At 54.6% G+C, this 24,815-nt stretch carries 14 protein-coding genes; 13 read left to right on the top strand and 1 reads right to left on the bottom strand.

What is annotated here, in order from left to right; translation table 11 throughout:
• Positions 1 to 721 precede the first annotated feature (721 nt).
• From CFB04_RS16600 to CFB04_RS16655, 12 genes are all read left to right on the top strand, one after another.
• Positions 722 to 6,049: a CxxxxCH/CxxCH domain-containing protein gene (locus CFB04_RS16600; protein ID WP_088536431.1), complete on the top strand. Its 5,328-nt coding sequence runs from the start codon at positions 722 to 724 to the stop codon at positions 6,047 to 6,049.
• A gap of 277 nt (positions 6,050 to 6,326) precedes the next feature.
• A complete protein-coding gene (locus CFB04_RS16605; protein ID WP_172825524.1) occupies positions 6,327 to 9,041 on the top strand; it encodes a CxxxxCH/CxxCH domain-containing protein in 2,715 nt (904 codons plus the stop codon).
• A 20-nt stretch (positions 9,042 to 9,061) separates the two neighbouring features.
• Entirely contained in the window at positions 9,062 to 12,769 is a 3,708-nt protein-coding gene (locus CFB04_RS16610) for a CxxxxCH/CxxCH domain-containing protein (RefSeq protein ID WP_088536433.1), read from the top strand.
• 124 nt (positions 12,770 to 12,893) lie between these two features.
• On the top strand, positions 12,894 to 14,198 hold the full coding sequence (locus CFB04_RS16615) for a PD40 domain-containing protein (protein ID WP_088536434.1): 1,305 nt from the start codon (positions 12,894 to 12,896) through the stop codon (positions 14,196 to 14,198).
• A 69-nt stretch (positions 14,199 to 14,267) separates the two neighbouring features.
• Positions 14,268 to 15,416, top strand: coding sequence for a hypothetical protein (locus CFB04_RS16620; protein ID WP_088536435.1), 1,149 nt, complete (start codon positions 14,268 to 14,270; stop codon positions 15,414 to 15,416).
• 76 nt (positions 15,417 to 15,492) lie between these two features.
• Positions 15,493 to 16,317 carry a cytochrome c biogenesis protein CcsA gene (gene ccsA / locus CFB04_RS16625; protein ID WP_088536436.1) on the top strand — a complete coding sequence of 275 codons (825 nt, stop codon included), beginning with the start codon at positions 15,493 to 15,495 and terminating at the stop codon, positions 16,315 to 16,317.
• A 77-nt stretch (positions 16,318 to 16,394) separates the two neighbouring features.
• Entirely contained in the window at positions 16,395 to 16,895 is a 501-nt protein-coding gene (locus CFB04_RS16630) for a hypothetical protein (RefSeq protein WP_088536437.1), read from the top strand.
• A 32-nt stretch (positions 16,896 to 16,927) separates the two neighbouring features.
• Entirely contained in the window at positions 16,928 to 18,265 is a 1,338-nt protein-coding gene (locus CFB04_RS16635) for a radical SAM protein (protein WP_088536438.1), read from the top strand.
• Between the two features lie 289 nt (positions 18,266 to 18,554).
• Positions 18,555 to 20,036 carry an acyl-protein synthetase gene (locus tag CFB04_RS16640; RefSeq protein ID WP_088536439.1) on the top strand — a complete coding sequence of 494 codons (1,482 nt, stop codon included), beginning with the start codon at positions 18,555 to 18,557 and terminating at the stop codon, positions 20,034 to 20,036.
• Positions 20,037 to 20,059: 23 nt separating this feature from the next.
• Entirely contained in the window at positions 20,060 to 20,410 is a 351-nt protein-coding gene (locus tag CFB04_RS16645) for a hypothetical protein (RefSeq protein WP_088536440.1), read from the top strand.
• A gap of 141 nt (positions 20,411 to 20,551) precedes the next feature.
• The gene (locus CFB04_RS16650) at positions 20,552 to 22,060 is read left to right on the top strand and encodes a cobalamin-dependent protein (RefSeq protein WP_088536441.1); all 1,509 of its coding nucleotides are present in this window, start codon (positions 20,552 to 20,554) and stop codon (positions 22,058 to 22,060) included.
• Positions 22,061 to 22,438: 378 nt separating this feature from the next.
• Positions 22,439 to 22,729: a hypothetical protein gene (locus CFB04_RS16655; protein WP_088536442.1), complete on the top strand. Its 291-nt coding sequence runs from the start codon at positions 22,439 to 22,441 to the stop codon at positions 22,727 to 22,729.
• A 28-nt stretch (positions 22,730 to 22,757) separates the two neighbouring features.
• Here CFB04_RS16655 and CFB04_RS16660 read toward each other — a convergent pair whose 3' ends face one another.
• A complete protein-coding gene (locus CFB04_RS16660; protein ID WP_088536443.1) occupies positions 22,758 to 23,864 on the bottom strand; it encodes a DUF362 domain-containing protein in 1,107 nt (368 codons plus the stop codon).
• 196 nt (positions 23,865 to 24,060) lie between these two features.
• Between CFB04_RS16660 and CFB04_RS16665 the strand changes: the two genes are divergently transcribed.
• Positions 24,061 to 24,813: a response regulator gene (locus tag CFB04_RS16665; protein WP_088536444.1), complete on the top strand. Its 753-nt coding sequence runs from the start codon at positions 24,061 to 24,063 to the stop codon at positions 24,811 to 24,813.
• Positions 24,814 to 24,815 lie beyond the last annotated feature (2 nt).

Raw genomic sequence — 24,815 nt, forward strand, 5'->3', positions numbered from 1 at the left:
TAGTGAGGCATGCGCCAGGATGGGCATGCCTCTTTTTTTGTATTGAAGCAGGAGTCGGGAATGGTTGTGTCGATCAAGATTAGCGCGATGCGGACATTTCGAGTCTTTTCGTTCGTGTGCATTGCCGGATTAGGTCGTACCGGGATCTAGTTCTGATCACAGCAGATGCCTGTCATAACCAGTCGCATGCCAACCTGTTTTAGCTGCTCCCGGCTATATAATAGACGTTGAGGCTAGCCCATGATGCGTTATTCCACCGAGCGATATGGCAGTTGCCGTATCTATCATGTGCAGGTAGGCCTGGATCAAACGCCGGGTGTGCTTGTTAAAATTTCACGTTTTTCGGCGTTAAACAGGTTCTAGTCTGCAGCATAATATCGAGCATGGAGAGGTAAGCCTAGCGAAGAACGCCCTGCGCAGACACTCCCTCAAAGCGACAGTAATAGGTTTAAAAAGAAGATGTGAATGGGCTCATTTCTCCAAAATAATTTTAAGATCTGCATATTTCCATGTAGTTGGTATGCATATTTGCATATGTACTTGTCCTGAGAAGGATGGAACAGTCAAATCCCCAATGATTTAACAGTGATGCGATTAGCTTTAAATATTATTGTGCAGCTATTTCGCGGTTTACTGGGTTAAAAGGCCAAACAATTTGAGCTGGAGTAAACCGTACGGAACTGTATCTGCTGGTGCAGCGTGCCAGCTAAAGAGATTATGTTTGAGAACCGAGAAGCTGATAGGTATCGCAGTGAAAAGAGACTCGCAGGTAGATTCGATAAAGGAGGAGATTATTGTGAGCAGCTATTTTAGGAGGATGGCGGCATTAGCGCAGGTCGGATTGTTGGCCTTGTGTCTAGTTGTCGCAATTTCAGGTGCAGCACAGGCCGCGCAGTACAGCATGACCTGTGCCTCTTGTCACGGGATGCCCCCGCTGGACGACACCACCCGAAATATCGGTACGGGTGCATTCCAAGGGAATCACCAGACTCACCAGCCGGCAGTTGCTACTGCTACTGATTGCGCGATGTGCCACAACGTCACAGGATTCCACAATGGGCACATGGATGGGCGGATCAATTTACAGCCGAATGTAAATAATTCTCCGGCTACGGCTCAATACAGAGTAGGTGGGGCGGCTGTTGCATTCAAGAACCAGACATCTGTGCCTGTTCTTGGTTCCTGTTCCAATGCAAACTGCCATTTCGAGAGACAAACTCCTGTCTGGGGCAGCCCGAAACTGGGCGCACGCTCAGAAGCCGTCTGTTCCACTTGTCACGATGCAGTTCCGACCACGGATGCTCATGCAAAGCACACTGCATTCATTGCCTCCAAAAACTCAGTCCCTGCGGCAGATACCTGTAATTCCTGTCACGTAACCAATTATGGTGATGCAGCGCATGCCTTCGAGGTTGGGCGGGCTATCAAGGTGCAACTCGCTTCTGGAAAGTATAGCACCGCCACCAAGGCGAGCTACCTGCCATCCCAGCAGTCTTCAAGGGTCGCTGGTGATTGTAGCAACCTTTACTGCCACAGTAACGGTGCAGGAAGCTTCACCAAGCCGAACTGGGGAACTCCGGCATCTGGAGCCTGCGGAACATGTCATGCTAATCCTCCGGTGACGTCGACCCACCAGACCTTCGGCGCAGCAGCAAATAACTGCTCGACCTGTCACATCGACACGGACGCAGCCCACGTAAATACAAAAATCGATAAATCGGCACGGCTGACCAGCGCGCCGCACTTCAATAACGTTACCACCGGCTCATACCCGGCATCGTACATCACCTCGAGATCTGCCTGTGCGGACTGCCACAACACCACGGCCGGCAATCAAACGATTCGTCAGCAGTGGGCCGGCTCAGGCCATGGCACCACTACCGCTTCACCCTGGGTTTCTTCTGACTTCAAGACGCGCTCAGGCTGCGTACAGTGTCACACCACCACAGGCTTCGTAGCCTTCTCTTCGGCCAAGAAGACCTCCGCATGGGGTGTTGCTTCCGACAAGACGAAGGAAACCATCACTTGCCGTGCCTGCCACAGCGACGAGGCCACAGGTGCTGTGCGGATGGTTACTCCGGCTAAGACGTTCAGCAGCTATACTGCGTTCCGCAATGCCGACATGCGTACCTCCAATATCTGCGCCGACTGCCACAGCGGCAGGGATGCAGCCAACCGCAGAGTTGCCGTAATGACAAACTTCAGTACGGCTATGAGCTATGGCGCACATTATCTGCCCGCAGCGGGTACGGTACAGGGGATAACCGGCTACGCATTCCCCGGCCGCAGCTACACTCTTGCAGACAACAGCCACAGCAAGGCCGGGACGCTCAATGCCAACAACACCGGCACTGACGGCCCCTGCGTTACCTGCCATATGACCGCTACCGATAAGCACACGTTCGGTGCTGTCACTACTGATGCCGGGGGTGCAATCACCGGTATCAAGACCACCATCTGTACGAACTGCCACAGCAGTTCGCTTCCTGCAGCAACGCTCGATGCCAAGCGTGTAGCATTCAACAACGCCATGGATGTCCTTAAGGCAGCCTTTGCCGACAAGGGGATCATCTGGAACAGCACATCAAAGACCTTCAACACCACTACCGGTGGAACTGTCATCAAGTGGGGACTTAAAACCGGCAACGAGGCAGCTAGAAACAAGTACGGCGCGGCTTACAACTATCGTCTGTTCTATGCCGACCCCGCTGCCTACACCCACAACCCGGCGTATGCGCGTCAGTTGATAATTGATTCTATCGACGCAGCATATAATAACGGGATTGTTACCGGCGACATTACCGCAGCGCTTGCCGACCTGGTAAACAGAGGCAAGATCACACAGGTCCAGGCCGACAGCGTCGTGGCCTACAAGAGCCCGACGGCCAGCTGTAACGGCTGTCACGGAAATCCGCCGGCCACCACAACCCACACCGCGTTCGGCACTGCAGCAAATACCTGCTCGACCTGCCACGTATTCACCGGCGTGAACGGCGAGACGCACCTCAACGGCACGGTCAACAAGACGGCACTGCTTACGAGCGCACCGCACTTCAACAACCTGACGGGAGCGAAGTTCCCGGCCTCGTACATCACCACCCAGTCTACCTGCGCTGACTGCCACAACACCACTGCAAACAACAAGACGATCCGTCAGCAGTGGGCCGGTTCCAGCCACGGGGATACCACGGGGCTGGCCTGGATCAACTATGACTTCAAAACCAGGGCCGGCTGCGTACAGTGTCACACCACCACCGGTTTCGTAACCTTCTCGACTGCACGTAAGACCAGTGCCTGGGGCGTTGCTTCTGACAAGTCGAAAGAAACCCTTACCTGTCGTGGCTGCCACAGCGACGTAGCCTCGGGTGCGGTACGCAACGTCACCCGCTCGAATCCTTTCGACGTAGAAACCACCTACCAGAACGTCGAAATGTCCACGTCGAACATCTGTTCCAACTGCCACAGCGGCCGGAACAACGGCGTATCTATTCAGTCCAAGGTCGGGACCTCCGACTTCACCAACCTGGCCTTTATTTCGCCGCACTACCTGTCGGCTGCAGGTTCGGTACAGGGCAAAACTGCTTTCCACTTCCCCGGCCGCACCTACACTGGCTTTGCGGACAACGCTCACGGCAAGGTCGGCATGGGTAACGCCAACGGTACCGGCACCACCGGCCCCTGCGTCGCCTGTCACATGACCAGTGGGGAGAAGCACACGTTCGAGCCGATATCTACCGCCTCCAACGGTGCGATCACCAAGATCACCAGCACCTCATGTACCAAGTGTCACAACACATCGCTGCCGGCTGTCACGCTGGACACGAAGCGAGTTGACTTCAACAGCGCCCTCAACGTCCTCAGGGCGGCCCTTGCAGCACGTACACCTGCCATCATCGTCACCGATGCCTACCCGTATGTCAGCAACAGGAACTGGGGCACGGGTCAGGCTGGTGCGAACCTGATGGGTGCAACCTTCAACCTCAAACTTTTCATTACCGAACCGGGCGCTTATGCCCATAACCCGGCGTATGCGAAGCAGATCATCGCAGACTCCATCGAAGCAGCAGTAACGGGGGGCACCGTAACAGGCGACCTCAATACCGCCCTGGCCACCCTGGTAACGCGTGGCACTATCACGCAGCCCCAGGCTGACAGCGTTCTCGGTTACAGGGATCCCGAAGGCTCCTGTGCAACCTGTCACGGAAATCCGCCGGCCACCACAACCCACACCGCGTTCGGCACTGCAGCAAATACCTGCTCGACCTGCCACGTATTCACCGGCGTGAACGGCGAGACGCACCTCAACGGCACGGTCAACAAGACGGCACTGCTTACGAGCGCACCGCACTTCAACAACCTGACGGGAGCGAAGTTCCCGGCCTCGTACATCACCACCCAGTCTACCTGCGCTGACTGCCACAACACCACTGCAAACAACAAGACGATCCGTCAGCAGTGGGCCGGTTCCAGCCACGGGGATACCACGGGGCTGGCCTGGATCAACTATGACTTCAAAACCAGGGCCGGCTGCGTACAGTGTCACACCACCACCGGTTTCGTAACCTTCTCGACTGCACGTAAGACCAGTGCCTGGGGCGTTGCTTCTGACAAGTCGAAAGAAACCCTTACCTGTCGTGGCTGCCACAGCGACGTAGCCTCGGGTGCGGTACGCAACGTCACCCGCTCGAATCCTTTCGACGTAGAAACCACCTACCAGAACGTCGAAATGTCCACGTCGAACATCTGTTCCAACTGCCACAGCGGCCGGAACAACGGCGTATCTATTCAGTCCAAGGTCGGGACCTCCGACTTCACCAACCTGGCCTTTATTTCGCCGCACTACCTGTCGGCTGCAGGTTCGGTACAGGGCAAAACTGCTTTCCACTTCCCCGGCCGCACCTACACTGGCTTTGCGGACAACGCTCACGGCAAGGTCGGCATGGGTAACGCCAACGGTACCGGCACCACCGGCCCCTGCGTCGCCTGTCACATGACCAGTGGGGAGAAGCACACGTTCGAGCCGATATCTACCGCCTCCAACGGTGCGATCACCAAGATCACCAGCACCTCATGTACCAAGTGTCACAACACATCGCTGCCGGCTGTCACGCTGGACACGAAGCGAGTTGACTTCAACAGCGCCCTCAACGTCCTCAGGGCGGCCCTTGCAGCACGTACACCTGCCATCATCGTCACCGATGCCTACCCGTATGTCAGCAACAGGAACTGGGGCACGGGTCAGGCTGGTGCGAACCTGATGGGTGCAACCTTCAACCTCAAACTGTTCATTACCGAACCGGGCGCTTATGCCCATAACCCGGCGTATGCGAAGCAGATCATCGCAGACTCCATCGAAGCAGCAGTAATGGACGGCACCGTAACGGGCGACCTCAACACCGCCCTGGCTACCCTGGTAACGCGTGGCACTATCACACAGGCCCAGGCTGACAGCGTTCTCGGTTACAAGAATCCCGAAGGCTCCTGTACAACTTGCCACGGCAATCCGCCAAATAACGATACGCATCTTGGTATCGTGGCGGGGACATGCGCAAGCTGCCATGAGTACACCGGGGTAAACGGTGCAACTCACAATAACGGCACCGTAGACATGAATGCCACCGGCGGCAGCTGTGATGCTTGCCATGGTTACCCGCCTGCACCGCGTAAAATCGCAGAGGGACAGACTCTTGTATTCGGTAAGCAGGGTCAGTGGTCAAGCGCACGCTTCGAGGATTACTCGGGCGGTGGTGGTGCTCACCTCGTAGCAGCTCATATCAATCCAGGCGTCAAGCCTTCGGATGGCTGGGCACCGTGCCTCACCTGCCACGTAGACGGCTCTGCGGCACATGCCAGAACGTTGCCGGTCAAATACAACGTGAGCAACGTGACGGTCAAGATGAAGCAGAATTACAAGAAGTTCAACGTCAGCCAGTTCATTACCTACAGTGGCGCGAAGTTGAGCAATCCGCCGCTGCGTAACACAACAGGCAGCTGTTACAACTCCAGCTGTCACTTCAAGCAGTCTCCGCAGTGGAGTATAGAGAGGTAGCAGGGCAGTGAGTGGAGGGGGGCCTGTGTCCCCCTCCACGTCTTAATTTCGAAAGTTATGTGGCTAAGTTAAGTAATTCACAATTCATGTCGAAGATATTGCTGTACCTGTTTGTGAGGCAGGTCACAGTTTTTACTTTTTCCCGCATTTACAATGGTTTTAGATAATCACATCAATGGTTGGAGATATTACAAATTTTTAATTGTTTTTTTGTTGAAAAGTCTCCGTTCAAATATTAAAAACGTACAAATGTTTTTCTATGTGCAAGGAGTATGAGATGAGAAATACGTTTGGAGCTACTACCATAGTTCGCTCAAGAAATTGGCTCTTCCTGCTGCCTGTTCTCATGCTGTGTGGTATTCAGTCCGTGGAGGCCGCTCCGCAATACAATCTCACCTGCAGCTCCTGCCATAATATGCCCCCTCTAGACGGCGCTAGCAGGAATCCTGGGACCGGGGCTTTTACCGGCAATCACCTGACTCATCAGCCTGCCAGCGCCACCAGTGGCGACTGCGTTCTTTGCCACAGTGATGATGCCGCTGATTTTTCAACCGGTCATACCGATGGGACTATCAGCTTCAAGGCTAATATCAATGCATCACCTGCTGTCGGGCAGTATAAGGTTGCCGGCAGTGCCGTATTATTCAAGAACCAGACGTCGGTCCCTGCTTTGGGTACTTGTTCCAACGTCAATTGTCACTTCGAAAAAACGACACCACAATGGGGCGCGCCCGCATTAGGTGCTGCAGATATAGCAAACTGTTCCGTATGTCACGATGCATTGCCCTCCTCGAATTCACATGCAAAGCACATTTCCGCCGGTGGCGGCACTTTGGCTTCATGCGCTAAATGTCATCCCGATTACGCTGCCCCCGCTCTTCCCAAGCCTTACATGCATGCGACGAGTGTCGGCCGCCCGATTCTCATAACAGCGGAAAATTCTTACATTGGCTCCAATAATCTCTATCTTCCCAGCCAGAGCGGAAGCCGAGTTTTGGGTAGCTGCGATACCGCAAGTTGTCACGATGATGGTACCGGAACACAGGTTGATACTCCTGCCTGGGGGACGGTTGTTCCGAGCTGCACCGTCTGTCACCCGCGCCAGCCCCAGTCCGGGAGCCATGAAGGGCATCTGGGCATGGGAGCGGTATGCGCAGACTGTCACGGTGGGACTGTTGAAGGCTCGACGGCGAATGCGAAGCATGTCAATGAAGTCATAGACGTCTTCAAAACAAACCCCGGCGACCTTGGATATCCGCAGAACAAGGCAAAAGGAAGTGCATACGCTACCTGTTCAAATGCCAGCTGCCATGACAACGGAACCGGTGTTCCCAGCACTACTCCCGTCTGGGGAGATGTAGCTCCGAAATGTACTCAATGTCATGCTCTTAAGCCGACTACCGGAAGCCATACCGCTCACTTCAACGGAATGACCATGGTATGTTCAGACTGCCATAAGGGTGCAGTTGAGGGTGTCACTCCTCCGGTGGAGCATCTCGACCACAACATCGATGCTTATGTAACCAATCCTGGAGATATGGGCTACCCGGCCAATAAGCCGAAAGGCACCGCAGGCGCAACCTGCAGCACTGCAACTTGTCATGACGACGGGCGGGGAAACCTGGTTACCTCGCCAGCTTGGGGCACTCCCAATAATGACTGTTCAGCCTGTCATGCGAAACGGCCGACTACCGGGACTCATACTCAACATGTTGTCGGCGTCGGCATGACCTGCGCAGGCTGTCATAAAGGGGCGATTGAAGGATCTACCGCTTCCCTGCAGCACATGGATCATAATGTCGATGTTTACAAAACGGTAGACGGCGATCTTGGCTACCCTGCCAATAAGGCAAAGGGAAGCGCCTTTACTTCATGCTCGGCGTCTGCTTGTCATGGCACGTTGTCCCCCGCTTGGGGAGCCAATACCAACAGTTACCAGTGCACCAAGTGCCACGGCAAGGGCACTGTACTGCAGAACTACAGCACCGGCACGCATCAGCAGAGCGCTCCCGGCTACGACTCTGTCGGGCTCGGCACCGGAAGACAGACGGGAACGATTATCAGTGAAGTATCGGATGATCCCAAGGTCGGGGCGCATGACGCACACCTCAGGTCCCGCAACAATATTGGAAAGCCTTCGCTCTGTACTGACTGCCATGCGGTACCCGCAACGGCTCTCATAGCGGGACATATGAACGGGTCGTCCCTCCCCAGCTTCAGCAAGTTCGTCAAGAACGTTGAGACTTCAACCGGCAGTAACGTGCCCTATACCTGGTCTTCAGGAGCATTGATCTCTTCCTATTCTGCCGGTACCTGTTCCAATACGTACTGCCATGGTTCCACGCTGCCAGGTGGAACGGACAAGAGCCCGAAATGGAACGTGGGAAGTTATCTCGATGGAACGAGTGCAGACTGCGCGAAGTGCCATGGTAACCCTCCCACCACCTCTGTTAAATATCCTCACGCCGCAGGCGACACAGCTTGCTCGTCATGTCATCCGCACGACGGTCACAAATCGGAGGTCGATCCGCTTAATGGTGTTCCTTTCCACCTCAACGGCAAACTCGAGGCCAACAAATACTGTGATACCTGCCATGACTATGACACTCGCGGTGTAGGAGGAACTATCTGGGGCAAGGGTGCGCCGATGGCTGTAGAAGGTTTCGGCGCCCACGCAATGCATATCAACTACCTTAAAATGCGTATGAACGCGACATACCTCAATCCAAACGTGGATGAATACGGGCAGGGCTATGCCGCTGCCGTCTGCGGTGTTTGTCACACGAACGACCCGCTCAAGCATGAGAAAGGGAATCGCAGCGCGCCGCGGGACATCACCTTTGGTGAAAGCAACGCACGCCAGTTTGGATCTGTCAGTGATTACACCCTCTGGTACAACGGAAGAACAGGCCAATCATCAGCCGTTCGACTCAAAACTTGTTCCAACATAGACTGCCACTACAAAACGTCGCCTATTTGGCAGCCGTTCTAGGTTTGGGAGGAAATTACATCATGGGTAAGAAACTGGGCAATTCTATAAAACGTATGAGCTGGCAGGCGAAAGCCGGGCTTGTAACGCTTTTCACTCTCCTCCTCACTGTTGGAATGTATCAGGGATGGTACGGCATCCTCACTTCTGAAGCAGCGCCTGTGGGAGGAAATGCTTGGACCTCGGTATATGCAAACCAAGCGTATCCGAACAACTCCAATTACACTCTGACCATACCTTCGGGCCAGAACCGCCTGCTAGTAGTCGCAATCGGTACTACGCGAACCACCGCCGGTGCTGTAACCATCGCTACTCCTACCTTCGGCACCCGTCCGATGACGCTCGCCGCTGGTGATGCCGGGAGCACGACGACTTGGAATCATTCGGCACTTTACTACTTGACGGAAGCAGATCTCGCAGCCGCATCAAACTCAACACTCAATCTGACCATCAGTGGCGGAACGGCCTATTATAACTATGTTTATTACCGGGTCTACACAGGAGTAGATCAGAGTGCTCCCATTACCGCAGCCCGAAACTACAACAGCAACTCCACATCCAGCAGCAGCGTTGGTCCTTTCAATCCGACCCTTACAGTCGGCGCAAATGATCAAGCCATTGAGATCGTAAACCTTGCAAGAAACGCATCAGGTACAACTGCACCGAGTATCTCAACCTGGGCTACCGGTTGGACAACCGCCGGCGTAGCGCCCACCGCGCGCACTACTTCAGGACCCACTGCACGGCTATACATCCGGGATCGGGCTGTCCCGACCGCTGTCACCAATGACGGTTCCACCCACACCGCCAGCACTGCCAGTTCATGGAAGTCGATGACCGCAATGAGTCTGAAGGCTGCGCCTGCCTCTACAAGTCTCACAGTTTCGAACAATACTGCTATAGCAACAGGGAGTAAACTCGATAGCGATGAGGGCGTCCTGATGCAGCGCATTCAGGTGACAGGCTCGGGCCAGCTAGAGCTTAACTCCCTTACAATGAACAATACCGGAACTGCCACTACGATCGGCGCTGCAGAAATCTATATCTCTTCCTCCTCTCAAACAACGCTTCCTGCCGATGCTGTCCTGCTCGGCAGCGCTACCAACTGGGGAGGTGCCTCCACCCAAATCAGCCTTACCGGTGGAACACAGACAAACAGGACATTGGGAGGTACGCAGCCGCTGACCAAATACCTCTACATTGTGTATGACATGTCAATTGGACAGGCAGGAAGCACTGTCGGTTCCCGTGTGACTGCAGTCGGTGTTGCATCCCCCAACACGGGGGCAACAGGCCTGAGCCTCAGTTCCAATACCCTTACTCTTACCCGCTCCGGCAACCTCCTTTCGGTCACCGGAAACATTCCCGGCCGCACCACAGCCAAGGATTCCGACGCCGCGGTCGTGATGCAGCACTTCCAGGTTGACTGCGACGCTGCATTCGATAACGCACTGCAGATCGATTCCGTTACCATCGAGGATCTGGGAACCGCAGCACTCGTCGATTCCGTCAAGGTCTATATCAGCTCGGTTGAGGAAGCCGATGCTACTGTGCTGCCAGCTTCAGCAAAACTGATAGGCGCTATTGGAGAATGGAACAAGACTTCCACGGTGATAGATTTCAACGAACATGATCCCGGCACTACAGCCGACAGAACCGTCATAGCCAATGGGACGTTGAACGGTGGACCCAAGTACATCTATATAGTCTACAGCATGCATTACGATGATGTATTTGTCGCCGGCAAGACAGTTCAGTCGAAAGTGACTGCAGTGGGAGTCGCTTCTCCGGATGGCGGTGCAAACAACCTCAGCCTTCTCTCAAACACCATCACGCTCACCCGTGGAACCTGGTCCAAGATTACCAGCTGCGGTGGTTGTCACGACACGGCCAATATCCAGGATGGAACTGCTCGTAACGTTCCCGATGGTAAATTCATCGGCTCTCACAACAAACATACCAATGCACTGGCAATGGACTGTATTGTCTGCCATGCCAAACCACCGATCAACAAATTCAATCACGCCGACGGATTTATCAACCTTACAGGAGCTGTAGGGAAAGGTTATTCCAAAACCAAAAAGTTTCAGGTCTCGAATAATCCGACAATGGGAACATGCTCCGGTCTTTACTGCCACAGTAACGGTACATCCGTAGCTACCGGAAATGTTCAGCCTATCCAGACTCCTGCTTGGGGGGGAAGTACCAATTGCAGCAGCTGTCATGCATTCCCACCGGCATACACAAGCGGGACACCTAAAGCAAATACGCATTCCGCCAGTGGTCATAATATCGGCTGCGACAGATGCCATTACTCGGTTACCACCAATGGAACTTCCGTAACAAATGGTGCAAATCACGGTAATAATGCCTATGATGTAAGCCCGAATACCGGGGCCGGCATAAGTTTCACCTATACATTTGCACCTTCAGGAGGCACATGCTCCTCCAATGCGTGCCACGGCAACGTCGCTTGGGGCGGTTCCCTCGGCTGCATAGAGTGTCATAACAAGACTATCACGCGAACCAAAGGGCGGCCCGGGACCACTCTCGCTAATGTCTCAGCCGAGTTCGGACTGGCATGGGGGCACAAGAAGGCTGGGCGAGGGGCAGTAACGAGCGCCGACTGCATCGTGTGCCACCTTGAGGGTGTTTCGTCAACAGGCAGAACCTCCTCGTACCATCAAAACGGCAACATCGATCTGAGAGACCCTGACGGCACCGGTGAGGCACAGATTAAAGATGTTTCCGGTGTAAATGCTTTTGCGTTCGCACGGTTTTCAACATCATATGCAGCTGGAACAAGGACCTCGACAGGGCACAACTCCAATACCGACATCGCCAACGTGATAACTCAGAAATTCTGTCTCGCCTGCCATGATGCCGATGGTGCTACCAACACTACCGCCCGTTCGGGTGCCAATGCTACGCAGTACATGCCATGGAACGGTGTTCAGCTCGGTGCAAACTATACGGCAACCAATGGCGCTACCGGGACCCAGGGGCTCGTTAACGTGAAGTCACAGGTCGCTACGACGAACTCTTCGAAGCATCCGGTACTCGGGCCGCTCAATCGCGATTACCCGACGGCAGCAAGGCTCCAAGTTCCGTACAAGCCGACAGGAAGCCGCGGGACTTCCGGCACGCTGTCACAGGGCGTAGTTATCAACTGCTTCGACTGCCACAACATCCCCGGCAACTCGCCGCTTACGAAACGTACCGTGACGGCGCACGGTAATGCCAATACGGTCCGCGGCGTGCCTGCCGTGTTCGGGACAGCCTCGGTGTCTAACCAGGCGTCACTTTGTCTGATCTGTCACCTCGGATACGACACTGTAAGTACCTACGACCACGGTACCGGCTCTGCGGCCGGGACCAGCGGCACATTCGACAGGTCCGAGAAGAGTGCGTATATCAAGTGGGGCTGCAACCTCTGCCACAGCAGTACCTATACTTCGACTGCCACCGCAGTACGTCCCGTCAGGGCCATGGACGTACACGGTTCCAACGTCGTGCCTACCGGCCAGGTCGCCAAGCGTTCCGGCAGCAGGTGGGCCAGCGGTGGCGGACCGATCGCTTTCATCCGCAACAGCGATCAGTTTAGCACTCACAACCCGAGAAGGATCGGTACGACGACCTATACACCGGAGTGTATGGGCGGTAGTTCCGGTAAATTCAGTGCCTGCAACAGAAGCTCCGTAGAAAACTACGCTCCAGGCGGAACATTCTAGCATCTGACAGTGCAGATGCGACAAAAGCCCCGCTTGCCAAAGGCGGGGCTTTTGATTTATCCTCGTAAGGGTGTTCAGCCCCAGCAGTTCCCATTTTTATTTCAATGTTTTTAACTGAGGCAGAATGAATCCGAAGATCGTATGGTTTCCCGTCATCCTCCTGTTGCTTGCGTTATCCGCGTGCAGCAGGACCGCCGGAAAGGCTTCACCCTCACCATTCAATTCGAAATCGACAAAGCTTGCCACGCTCCCTCCTGGGTACGAGATAGGAGATATATTTTTCAGCCCCAACGGCCACGGAGTTGCCGTATTTGCTGGCCGGGAAGGACAGTCTGTAGTATCGCTCAATGGACGGCTTGGCAAAAGCTATGCGGCAGTACTTACCCCGGTTTTCAGGCAAGGCGCTGATGATTTTGCGCACGTTGCCGTTGAGGGCAGCAAGCAGCGGGTGTTGGTAAACGGAGATGAGGGTAAGGCATACGACTCGGTCGGAAAACCCGTTTTTGCATCTAATGGCCGCATCATCCATGAAGCACGTGTCGGGGAGAAGTGGGTCATAGTCAGGAACGGCGGGGAAAGCTCCCAGTTCTCATCTGAGAACCCGGGCATAGTAGTCGCCTCTGACGGTGCACGATTCGCCTATGTAGAGCAGACGCCCGATCATAAGAAGTCTTTTGTTCGCGTGTGTTCCAGTGATATGGGAACCTGTTTCAAGGGGAAAGAGTATGACTGGATCAGTGCAATTGAGACTGACAGATCTGGGACCCGTCTCTTCTATACCGTCAGGAATGGGGCAAGCAAAGCCCTCGTCACTACTGATCCCCGTCAGAAGGACTTTTCAGAGGAGGAATCCCCCTGGTATATTGATATTCTTTTTGCAGGGATCTCGGATGGCGGTGGTCACGTCGCTTATTTTGCCCAGCGGAAAGGGCGGACTGTCCTGATCAGGGACGGCCACGAAGTGGCCCCCGCCCCTGACCAGAACATTTTCAATATTGCTGTTTCTCGGACAGGCAGGACAGTTTATTCGGCCTTGATTGATGGGAAGGTTGCCGCATGGGTTGACGGCATCAGGCAGCGAGAAGCTTACGATGAAATCAATGAACCTTCATTCAGTCCCGACGGCATTCACTTTGTTTATGCTGTAACGCGTGGGGAAAAATCGTTCATTGTGGTGGACGGAACCGAAGGCCCGCAGTACGACAAGGTGGTTGGGCCGAAATTTTCACCGGACGGCTCGCGTCTAGTCTATCGTGCTCGTAGAGACGGGCAGCGTTTTGTGGTGATTGCAGACCTCAAGGGGGCTACCCTTCGGGAGCTTCCTCAATACGAAGCGGTCTGGGACACTTCTTTCTCCCCTGACGGGAAGCTTGTCGGATACGGCGTGAGACAGGGGAACGATCTCTGGTGGATGGTCGAAAAGCTTTAGAACGCGCATTATCAGCATGGATTGCAGCTCGCGCACACATTCAGTGCTGCTCATATTCGTAAGGTTCACATGATCGACAACAATCAACCGGCCTACACAGAACAGGAAAAAGATTCCGAAACCTATCCCGTCCAGCCCCGATATCACCCTATCCATAAAATACCCCGCGTGATATATGATTTTCTGGCTTCCGCAAGGCTTGCTATGGCCTTGCTCCTGGTTATCCTCTCCTGCAGCGTCGCCGGGGTGACTATCTGGCGGGGAGAGACGGCATGGCAGCTTATCTTCAGCACCGTCTGGTTCAATTCGATTCTGGTCCTGCTGGTTGTAAATGTCGCCTGCTGTTTTTTCGGGAGGATCTGGGGGCGGCGGATCACCATAGTGTCCTTTGGGATGATCCTCTTTCATCTGAGCTTCGTTGCCATGTTTGCCGGCATAGTCTATAACAGCCTGTTTTTCTTCGACGGCATTTTGCGGCTGACCGAAGGGGAGACTCTGCGCAATGGGGACCCACAGAGTTATGACACGATCCGTTACGGGCGCTTCTTTTCATTTTCGAAACTCAAGGGAGAGACCACCCTCATCAAGATGTACAAGGGGTACAGGGTAGGGGATGAGGACAAAAGGGTAGCTTATGAAGTCGCTGTAGGGGAAGGGGCTTCGAAAAAGCAGCAGGTTATCTATGTTACAAAGAATCTATCTTTTAACGGGATAAAGTTTTTTCCTGAAAAGGAGGGGTATTCGCCTCTCGTTCTGCTTGCCGACGGAAGAGGCAGAGAAATTTATGGAGCATACATCCCGCTCCAGAGCCTCAGGCAGGCGGATGACTCCTATTTCTACACCACCGGAACCAAGGACGGGCCCGGTGCGTTCCTCTATCCGCAGGAGCCGCTGGGAAAGCCGCTTTTCGATTTGCAGGTGACATATCTGCCTTCGAAGCTGGACGACCGTGGAGGAGAGGTCACCCTCAGCATATGGCCCATTGACGGATCACAATCTGGAGGGAAGCCTATTGGGGGGGGGAGAATACCAATTAATTCGAGCCTGGAAGCCGCCGGGCACAAATTCATGTTTAAAGAGCTGCGTTACTGGGTCGGCATGAAGGTGCGTTACGATCCGGGAAAGCCGTTTGTGCTGACGAGTCTCTGGATAGGACTCGCCGGGATGCTCATTACCACTGTCGGGCGCATGATGCGAAGCGGGGCGCGTAAAGCCTGAGCGGCTTTTTCAGTTCAGCCCTGTTTGAAACGCATAATGCGCATGCAGCGCTGCCATTCCATTATAAGGAGCCTCTATGAAACCCGAATTCATGTTCTTTTGGACTGCTGTCGCACTCTATGGCGTCAGCGCGTTCAGCTACATCTTCGGCATGATGGCGAAGCAGGACAAGCTGTTCAAGATCGGCCTCTTCAGCGCGTTGGCCGGTTTCATCCCGCATACTGTTGCCATTGGCCTTCGTTGGGCAGCGACGAGCATCAGTCCTTTCATTGCAACGTCGGAATCGCTTTCTCTCGGTGTCTTCATGGCGGTGCTGATATTCCTTGCTCTTGAGTTCAGCCCCCGCAAAGTTATGCCGATGGGGGTGCTGGTTATGCCGATATCGTTCGTTCTCATGGGATGGGCAGGAACGCTGATGGAGGAGGTTGCAAGCACTATCGCTCCGGCGCTGCAGAGCGGCTGGATCTGGGCCCACATAGTCGGAGCATCTGCCGGTTTCGGCGCAGTTCTCGCGGCGGCAGGACTCGGATTGATGTACCTCCTCAAGGAAAAGAACTCCGGAGGCATGTATGCAAAGCTGCCGGATTTAAAGGCGATGGATGAGCTATCCTACAGATTCGTTGCAGGGGGCTTCATCATGTATGGCCTCATGATGGTTTCAGGGTGTTTCTGGGCTAACCAGGTGAAAGGGAACTACTGGAACTGGGATCCGGTCGAAGTATGGTCTCTCGTTTCATGGCTCACCTACGGAATCTACCTCCACTTGCGCGTCACCTTCGGCTGGCGTGGTAAAAGGCTCGCCTGGTACGCGCTTCTCGCTCTGGTAGCGATGATCGTCAGCTACTGGGGCATACCTTTCACAGTGGAAACTTTCCACTCGGGATTCCGCATCGAACATTAAGGCAATGGGTCGCGCCTTATACCGGGGAAGGTAAATCGGCAGCTCGGCTGTACATGAGTAAGAGGGGGAGTATCCAGTTGACCAAGATCGTCGTTATGTTCATCCTTGTGTTTGCCGCGCTGCAGGTCGGTGCATGTTCGAGGAATGAATCGGAAACCTTGACTAATAAAAAAGGAACACCTGCGTTTCATGGTGTGAACGATACCTCAGCAGGCTCTTCCCAAGGTTTTGTAGCAATCATAAAGGGTGCAACCCTTGCAGATTACAGAACGGCAACAATCGGTAAGGCTACCGACGATTACCGCTACTTCACCCGTAGGGAGTGGAGTGAGACAAGGTCCGAAAACGGCAAGGTATATGTGGATTTCTCCGGCTGGTTCGATGGCAAGAGGGTGATCAATGGACTTGCTGCTGACGGAGTCGAAGTGAAGTTCGTCATCGAGCCTACCGGTGAATTCTATGTTGCCATGGTGTCCGGTCTTCAGGGCAATGCGGGTGCAGGGATCACACGACATCCACTGGCGCAGATCAAGCCGGTGCTGGAATCCATCTACAGCAACAAGCCGATCACCCTCTGATCGGCCCTGTTATCGGTCTTAAGGCTACTGAAATGAAACTCTGCATTATCAAGCCGCCCCTGCCGTTCGGGTGGACCCCGGTTGCACCTCCGATACTGGAGTATCTCGCTGCGCTTACCCGTCGGGCTGACCCATCCATCGAGATCGAGCTCCTCAGCGCCAGTGCAACCCCGGACGCCATCGATAAGCTGGAGTGCGACCTGGCGGCGATAAGCCTCCTCACCCCTACCGCAGTGCCCGGCTATCGGATTGCAGAGAAGTTGCGCGCTCGCGGAATAAAAGTCGTTTTTGGCGGCATGCACGCTTCCGCCATGCCCGAGGAGGCCAAGTCACACGGCGACTCTGTAGTGATCGGCGAGGCTGAATCGGCTTGGCCCGAGGTGCTGCGTGACTTCCGGGCGGGCACGCTCAAACCGTTCTACTATGGCGAGCAGCTTCCGCTAGACGATCTTCCCACTCCTCTCTACGGGATGCTGCAGGGGGGGCATCAGTTCCGGATCCTGAATACATCGAGAGGCTGTCCATACAATTGCACATTCTGCTCGGTAAAGCCGTTCATGGGGGAAAAGATACGGTTCCGTCCCATAGACGATGTCGTTCGCGATGTGGCCGCAATACCTGAGAAGATGTACATCAACGGCGATGAGAATATCTGGTGGGCCGGCTTCGAGCAGAGGGCCATCGATATGTTCACCGCGCTGAAGGGGAGCGGAAAGAAATGGATGGGGTTCGGGAGCCTTCGCCCCGTCCTTACTCCGGCAGGGTCCCGCATGCTTAACGCTGCCCGCGAAAGCGGGATGCTGACGGTCTGGGTGGGCTGGGATGCTATCTCCGACGAGAGCCTCACGGCATACAAGGCTGACGGAAAGATCGGGGTGGACCGGGAACGGGCGGTGCGGACTCTCAGGGATCACGGCATCGACGTCTCCCTCTTTTACATGCTCGGCAGCCGCACGGACACGCTAGATGATTTCAAACGCGCTGTCGATGTGGCCGACCGTCTTGGGGTCAGCATGCATCCATCGCTGGTCGTGCCCTATCCGGGAACCGAGCTTGCGAAGCAGTACGAGCCGTATATCTACAAGGACCTGGGTTGGGAGTATTATACCGGGGCATACGCCCTCTTCGAGCATCCAGATCCGGCCATGACGCCGGAAGCGCGAGAAGAGCAGTTTTACGAGAGCTCGCTCGAGCTGTTAAGCCTTCCGCGCGTCCTGAGGCATATGTTCAAGATCCCGGTTTCCGGCTTCCCCTATGCTCACATACTGTCTCTCATGAACCAGCTTCCAGTCCGAAAAGGGATGCGGATCGCATATGAGCAGTGGAAATTATCAAAGAAGCAGGTGCGAGAGAAACAGCTGAAGGTTTAGCGGCGATTTGCGTGCATACATAATAGGCCCTCTCGCTGCGCTGTCTCGCCTGTCTTTCCTGTTATCCCTGAAACCCCTGTCCTGCCGGGCATTCATCCGGTTCACCTCATCGTGTCCTATGTTCAGAGAAAACGGGGTTTTTCATTTACTCTTTCAGGATGTTCCTGTTATATTTTGCTTTCTGCATGCACATAAACCTTCAGTATTAGCCGTTATGAGACAATCTCCAACGACGCAGGTTGATCGTCATACGGACAAGAGGCAGCCAACAAGCTAGAGGAGGTCTTTCATGTCCACGAATGACAACAGTACCCATCAGCTGACCGAGGAGGTCCTGGGACTCATAGCCGCCGGGGTTGACGCCGATCTTTCGGACGCGGCTTTCAACGCCTATTCAATGCGGCTCTTCGCGCTGCATTACGACAACAACAAGATCTTTCGTGAGTTCTGCGAGGCAAAGAAGGTCACGCCCGAACAGGTAACCAGGTGGGAAGACATCCCGATGGTCTACAACGATGTCTTCAAAACCCATCTGGTAGCCTCCTTTCCCCTTGAGCAGGCTGTCATGGCCTGCCTTACCGGAGGAACTACGAGCCTGACCCAGAGGGGACGAATTTTTAGAGACGAGGACGGGAAGCGGTTGGTTTTTGCCGCCAATCGAACTATGACCGGCGCCTATCTTTTTCCCGATTTCGAGGAAGGGAGGCGGTGCCGTATCCTCATTCTTGCGCCAAGCCCTGATCTGGCTCCTTCCATGGGGATGGCCATAGGTATGGACCAGACCCGCCGCGCGTTCGGTACCGAAGACAGCATGTTTCTTCTCGGGAAAAGCGGCATTGATATAAAGGCGCTCCTCAAGGCGCTTCGCGAGTCGGAATCGAGCGGCGTACCTGTGGCGTTGATAGGTGCGACATCGGCATATGTATACTTCTTCCAGGCCTGTCGTAGAAAAAATATGTCGTTTCGTCTCCCCCCGGGCAGCCGCATCTGTGACGGAGGCGGATACCGTGGGCGTTTCGGCAAGGTAAGTCGCCAGGACTATTATGATATGGTGCAGGAAATCCTGGGCATACCGGAGACTCATTGTGTGAATGTGCTGGGGGAGGCCGAGACTGCGACCAATTTATTTGACGACGCTCTGCGGCGGCATGTGAAAGGACTCCCAACGCGCCAGCGCACTCGGCCTGTACCCCCCTGGTCACGGGTTCTGGCGATGAGCATCGATACCCTGAAGCCCCTGCCGGACGGCGAAGTAGGGCTCCTTGCCCACTGGGATCTGGCTAACGTTCCCACTGTCCTGGCGGTAATCACCGACAACCTCGGCTATACCACTGACGGCGGCCGCGGGTGTGAGATGGTGGGGCGGGCGAAGATCGAAAATGGCAAGGTGTCGCCGCTCCCCGATGAGACGCCCATCAGCCCCATGGGGGATTCCGCGATCTTTCGGATGCTGGAGACGTATGTCAACTTCTCCATCGACTTCAAGATGCGGGTTGCCAAAGATCCGAAGGTCGAACCGAGTGTGCGGGAGGAAATCGAAGCACGCCCAGGGTCCGTGGCGTCGTGTCCTCAGGTGGTGGATGAAATTCTTGTTGCCCAGGCTGATGAGGAAGCAGCCAGGCTGCGGGATGCCGCGCTTGGTACGTTCAAGGATCAGACTGAACGGCCGCTCGACTGGTACAAGGCTGAAGCGGAAAAACAGGACCTCCTGGACCACCCTGAAGGTCTCGGCTCTGAGAAAAAGACTGCTGTGAAAAAAGGGCGCCCTTGAGGCTTCATGGCTGACTCGCGGAGATGAAGATTAAGAAATCGGTTGTCATACTGAATGGTTTTATACACGACTTCGCAGCGGGTATTTGGCTGGCGGCGATTGTCGTCATTGGCTGGCTCCATGCGGCTCAGCAGACTCACCCGTTGGCGGCAGAGGTTCTCTCCCTGCTCGAAAAGCGGATGTTCTGGATGAGCGTGGTGTCCGCAGTCCTCATCATGGCCACCGGAGCGGGAAGAACCTTCACCTACGTAGACAACTGGTATGGTGAGGATGCCGAGCGCACCCGTCGTCGTGCCCTGATCGTCAAGCATGTTGTGCTCTTCGCCGCCTATGGGACCGGGTATCTTTGGGTGTGGGAAAAGGTATTCCATTGAAGGGGGCCAAGATCGGGCAGGTATCGTTTGACCGGATTGAACGGGACTGGGCGATTGCATGGTGGTCCGTTTTTTGCTATTCGTGCATGAACCTTTTCTATCAGGAGCTGCGTGCATGAACCTTTTCTATCAGGAGCTGAAATGAAGATAAAGAAAGTCGCCCTCATCACGCCACCGTATCACTCCGGTGTGGTCGAATCCGCCGGCACATGGCTCAACGTCGGCTTCGTATATATCGCAGGAGCCCTCCGAAAAGCAGGCTATGAGGTCGACTACTACGACGCAATGTCGTTGTGGCACAAGTGGCCGGAGATCGAAAAGCGGATTGAGGAATTCGCTCCAGATGTCGTCTGCACTACCGCATACACAGCATCGATCGTGGATGCTGTAAAGCTCCTCAGGTTGGCCAAGCAGATCAACCCTAGGACCATCACCGCGCTAGGCAATGTCCACGCTACCTTCTGCTATGACGAGCTTCTGAAGGCGGACCATGATGCAATCGATTTCGTGGTGCGGGGGGAGGGGGAGGAGACGCTTCCCATGCTCCTTACTTGCATAAATGCCGGAGACGATCCAGCAAAGGTTCCGGGACTTGCATTCTGGCGTGAAGGTAAGGTGGAAGTCACCGTTAAGGCCCCCTATATTCAGGATCTGGACTCTCTGTCTCCAGCCTGGGACCTGGTGCAGTGGCCGATTTATTCATACCGAGCAAAAAACAATGCCCGCCTTGCCATAGTATCTTCTTCGCGCGGCTGCCAGCAGCAGTGCTCCTTCTGTTCACAGCAACTCTTCTGGGCAAGAAGCTGGCGCGCACGCAGTCCTGAAAATTTCGTGGCCGAGCTTGAACTGTTGCATGGCTCCTACGGGGTCGAAGTGGCGATGCTTTCCGACGAAATCCCTACTTTCGACCGTGCGCGATGGGTCAGGATTCTTGACCTGATGATCGAGCGCCAGGTACCGGTAAAGCTCCTGATGGAGACCCGTGTCGACGACATTCTGCGGGACGTCGATATCATGGAAAAGTACACGCGTGCAGGCGTCGAGCACATCTATGTCGGCGTGGAGGCGGGAAGCCAGGAAACGCTCGATCTCTTCAAGAAGGAAACTCTTGTTGAGCAGTCGAAGCAGGCCATAGACATCATCAATGAAGCCGATATTGTCTCCGAGACCTCCTTCGTGCTCGGGATGCCGGAGGATACGCCCGAATCCATCGCCCAGACCATCGAGCTCGCCAAGCATTACAATCCGGACATGGCATTTTTCCTCGCCATTGCGCCGTGGCCCTATGCCGAGCTCTACCCCGAACTCGAGCAATATGTCGCGACCAAGGACTACCGGAAGTACAATCTCGTGGAGCCGGTCCTGAAGCCCCGGAACATGTCGCTGCAGGAACTGGAGCGTGAACTTGGAAAAGCTTCCCAGAAGTTTTTCATGCACAAGTTCCAGAATCTCCACCAGCTTTCCCCCTGGAAGCAGGAGTTCATGCTTTCCGTCCTCGATCTTCTTATCAATCATTCCTACCTTGCCGGCCAGATGAAGGCCGCCATGAAGGACGGCAAGGAGATGCCGGAGGAGGTCAAGCGGCTGTTGAAAACAGTCAGTTCGGCTTCTGCATCCGGTGCTCCACACGTCATAGCTCCCATTCCCTGATTCAGCCCTGACCAGCAATCCTTACAAAGTGTCGCACCACCTTTTATGGCTCCGGCATGAGTAACAGTTCTCATGCCGGAGCCTGTCTCGCCCCCGGTTAAAACACGGTTACGTATTTTTAATCCGGCCAAATGGCTAGCATAACTAGTTGGTTTAATTCTATTTATTGTTATTTATTTATGTGCCTTTTCTTATGCTGTTTGATTTTTGAGGCTTTCTACGCCTAGGGAGGCAGGTAAGCCTTCCCGGAGATTAAAAAGGTAGGGAGGTGGTGCTGGAGGAAGGCTGGCATTCATTGTGCTCTTCGTAATTTGTGATAACGGCCGGCTTAGGTGTTTCCTGATCAAGCGAAAATGAGCAAGTTCGCAGGAGGTGAAGGTGGGAAACAGGGAACATGTCCCGATTATCGTGAAAAACAGCACTACGTCGATAATAGAGGACGCGTATCTGGTTGCGGCGCTGATGACCTTTGATCCTGATGTGGTGTGTTACCCGATACTGAACAGCTCCGGACGTGTTGCCTTTGAAGTGAAAGGTCAGATCGCCGACAAGCTGGAGCGCCTCTACTCGGGGGAATCCGCCTCGCTGGAAGCTTTTATCTCCAATCTGAAAAAATTGAGAGCATCAATTTTCAAACTGAAGAACGCATACAAGAAAAATCAAAGCTGACTGCAGCTTCCCCCTTTTCATACCATCGTCACAACCGCACAAGTTCGTACACCCGAGTCCCAAGCCCGATTTTCTCTGCGTGTTCCAGCTGAATTTCCCAATCGATATCGGGGTGAACGCCCCTGAATTTGTCGCCTCCCGGCTCCCAACCGCTCTGTAGCGCGGTGTCTCTGTTTCCTTGGGCATTGTTGACAAGGTCCGCACAGGCCTGATCGAGAGCTACCGGATCGTTGGAGGCGCAGATGCCGATATCGTTGACGATGGGCGCATCGGCATGTCCGTAGCAATCGCAGGCAGGTGATACTTGAGTTATGAAGTTGACGTAGAGCGTCTTCTCGGTCTTTCCCTGAACCGCACCGAGGGCGAACTCAGCCATTTTCTTCATGACGAGCGGTGCCGCCTCATTCCACTGAATGTTCACGGCCTTTCTGTGGCAAGCGGTAATGCAGCGGCCGCATCCGGCACAGCGGTCGGGGTCGATTCGGGCGCTGCCTTCGATGATGGCGATGGCGTCATGAACACACGCTTTGAGGCAGATCCCGCAACCGTTGCAGAATTTTTCCGCCACCTTTGGCGCCACGTTGGAGTGCTGAACAAGCTTTCCTGAGCGGCTGGCGCACCCCATCCCGAGATTCTTCAGCGCTCCTCCGAATCCCGTGAGCTCATGGCATTTGAAATGAGAGACCGTGACCAATGCGTCGGATTCAAGGATTTCGCGGCCAATGCTTACCGATTGCAGGACCTCGCCCCGTATCGCTACATCTTCCGCGGAATGGCCACGCAAACCGTCGCTCATGATCAAAGGTGCCCCTACTACCGCAAAGGCGAAGCCATTTTCTATTGCACACCGAAGCGCCGAGACCGCTTCCTTCCTTTCTCCGGGATAGAGGGTTGAAGAGTCGGTAAGGAACGGATTGCCGCTGCAACCCCTGATTTCGTCCACAACGCGTCGGATGAAGATGGGGCGAATGAAGGTGTGGTTTCCGCGCTCCCCGAAATGAAGCTTAACAGCTACAAGGTCATTCGCGGAAATCTTCTCGGAGATTCCGCATGCCTTCAGCAGGCGGCCGAGCTTGTCCAGCAGGTTTTCCCGATGCCCAGCCCTCATGTCCGCAAAAAAGACCTTGCTTGACATTGATCTCCCTCCTCATAAATCGTGCCGCCGAGGCGGCTGTTGCCGTGACAGACGCTATCGCTGTGCTTTGAGGGAGAAGCTATCATATAAATCCTCATCGATCAAGGCAGCAGCCGGAGCAGGTGGAAGAAATGTCTTGCGCAGAAAGGAAAATATGATATTTATTAGAAAACTTGAAGCACCGACAGGAGTGGGGATGGCGGCATCTGGAAACGGGCGTGAACTGTGGCTGATGGGGTTCGGGGAGAGGCTGGAGCGCAGTGCGTTAGTGCGCGAGTACTTGGCTGATGCCGGTTATCAGACCAGGTTCGGAACTCCTGCCGAGCTTCCGGGAGGACGGGCTCTGGGAGTGCTGCTGGATCTTTCTCCATATTCCGACGACGGGTGGGGGATTCTCCTCTCGCTGAAGAGCAACCCCGAGACCCGCAACATTCCCATTCTCCCTATCTATCTCAGTGAAGAAGGGAAGGTAGGAGGGGTTTTCCCCGTTGCTGGTTTCTTTACCCTGCCGATCGACGAGCAGTACTTCGTGGATCGGCTCGCAGTGCTGGGTCTGATCGAGGATACGGAAGACTACGACCTTCAGGCTCTCCTCATCTCACGTAAAGGGGAGGAGCGGGTCAGTAAGCTGCTGGAGTCGATCGGTTTTGAGGTGGTGAACGCCTACACCGGGAAGGAGGCTCTTGCTCTCGCCACCACAGGACGACACTACATCATATTCTGCAGCCTGATGCTGTCCGATATAGCTTCGTTCGAGCTTATAGAAAGGTTCCGTCTCTTCCCGCAGACGAGAAATATTCCGTTCTTTGTGCTCGTGAAGGATTCGATGAAGGAAGGGGAGCGCATCGCCATAAGCCGTGAGATTGAGCATCTGGTACGGAAGAAGTCTATGTCAAAAGAGGAATTCCTGACTTACTTCAGACGGAGAAGCCGGGAAGGGGAGGAATAAGG

It is taken from the genome of Geobacter sp. DSM 9736, from assembly GCF_900187405.1.
In the GTDB taxonomy this organism is placed as follows: Bacteria; Desulfobacterota; Desulfuromonadia; order Geobacterales; family Geobacteraceae; genus DSM-9736.

Bases quoted from the DNA above. Each gene is read 5' to 3' on its own strand.
- CFB04_RS16645 (WP_088536440.1), top strand. From the start codon at position 20,060: ATGAAGATTAAGAAATCGGTTGTCATACTGAATGGTTTTATACACGAC.
- CFB04_RS16605 (WP_172825524.1), top strand. From the start codon at position 6,327: ATGAGAAATACGTTTGGAGCTACTACCATAGTTCGCTCAAGAAATTGG.
- ccsA (WP_088536436.1), top strand. From the start codon at position 15,493: ATGAAACCCGAATTCATGTTCTTTTGGACTGCTGTCGCACTCTATGGC.
- CFB04_RS16615 (WP_088536434.1), top strand. From the start codon at position 12,894: ATGAATCCGAAGATCGTATGGTTTCCCGTCATCCTCCTGTTGCTTGCG.
- CFB04_RS16610 (WP_088536433.1), top strand. From the start codon at position 9,062: ATGGGTAAGAAACTGGGCAATTCTATAAAACGTATGAGCTGGCAGGCG.
- CFB04_RS16650 (WP_088536441.1), top strand. From the start codon at position 20,552: ATGAAGATAAAGAAAGTCGCCCTCATCACGCCACCGTATCACTCCGGT.
- CFB04_RS16640 (WP_088536439.1), top strand. From the start codon at position 18,555: ATGTCCACGAATGACAACAGTACCCATCAGCTGACCGAGGAGGTCCTG.
- CFB04_RS16660 (WP_088536443.1), bottom strand. From the start codon at position 23,864: ATGTCAAGCAAGGTCTTTTTTGCGGACATGAGGGCTGGGCATCGGGAA.
- CFB04_RS16665 (WP_088536444.1), top strand. From the start codon at position 24,061: ATGGCGGCATCTGGAAACGGGCGTGAACTGTGGCTGATGGGGTTCGGG.
- CFB04_RS16635 (WP_088536438.1), top strand. From the start codon at position 16,928: ATGAAACTCTGCATTATCAAGCCGCCCCTGCCGTTCGGGTGGACCCCG.
- CFB04_RS16620 (WP_088536435.1), top strand. From the start codon at position 14,268: ATGATCGACAACAATCAACCGGCCTACACAGAACAGGAAAAAGATTCC.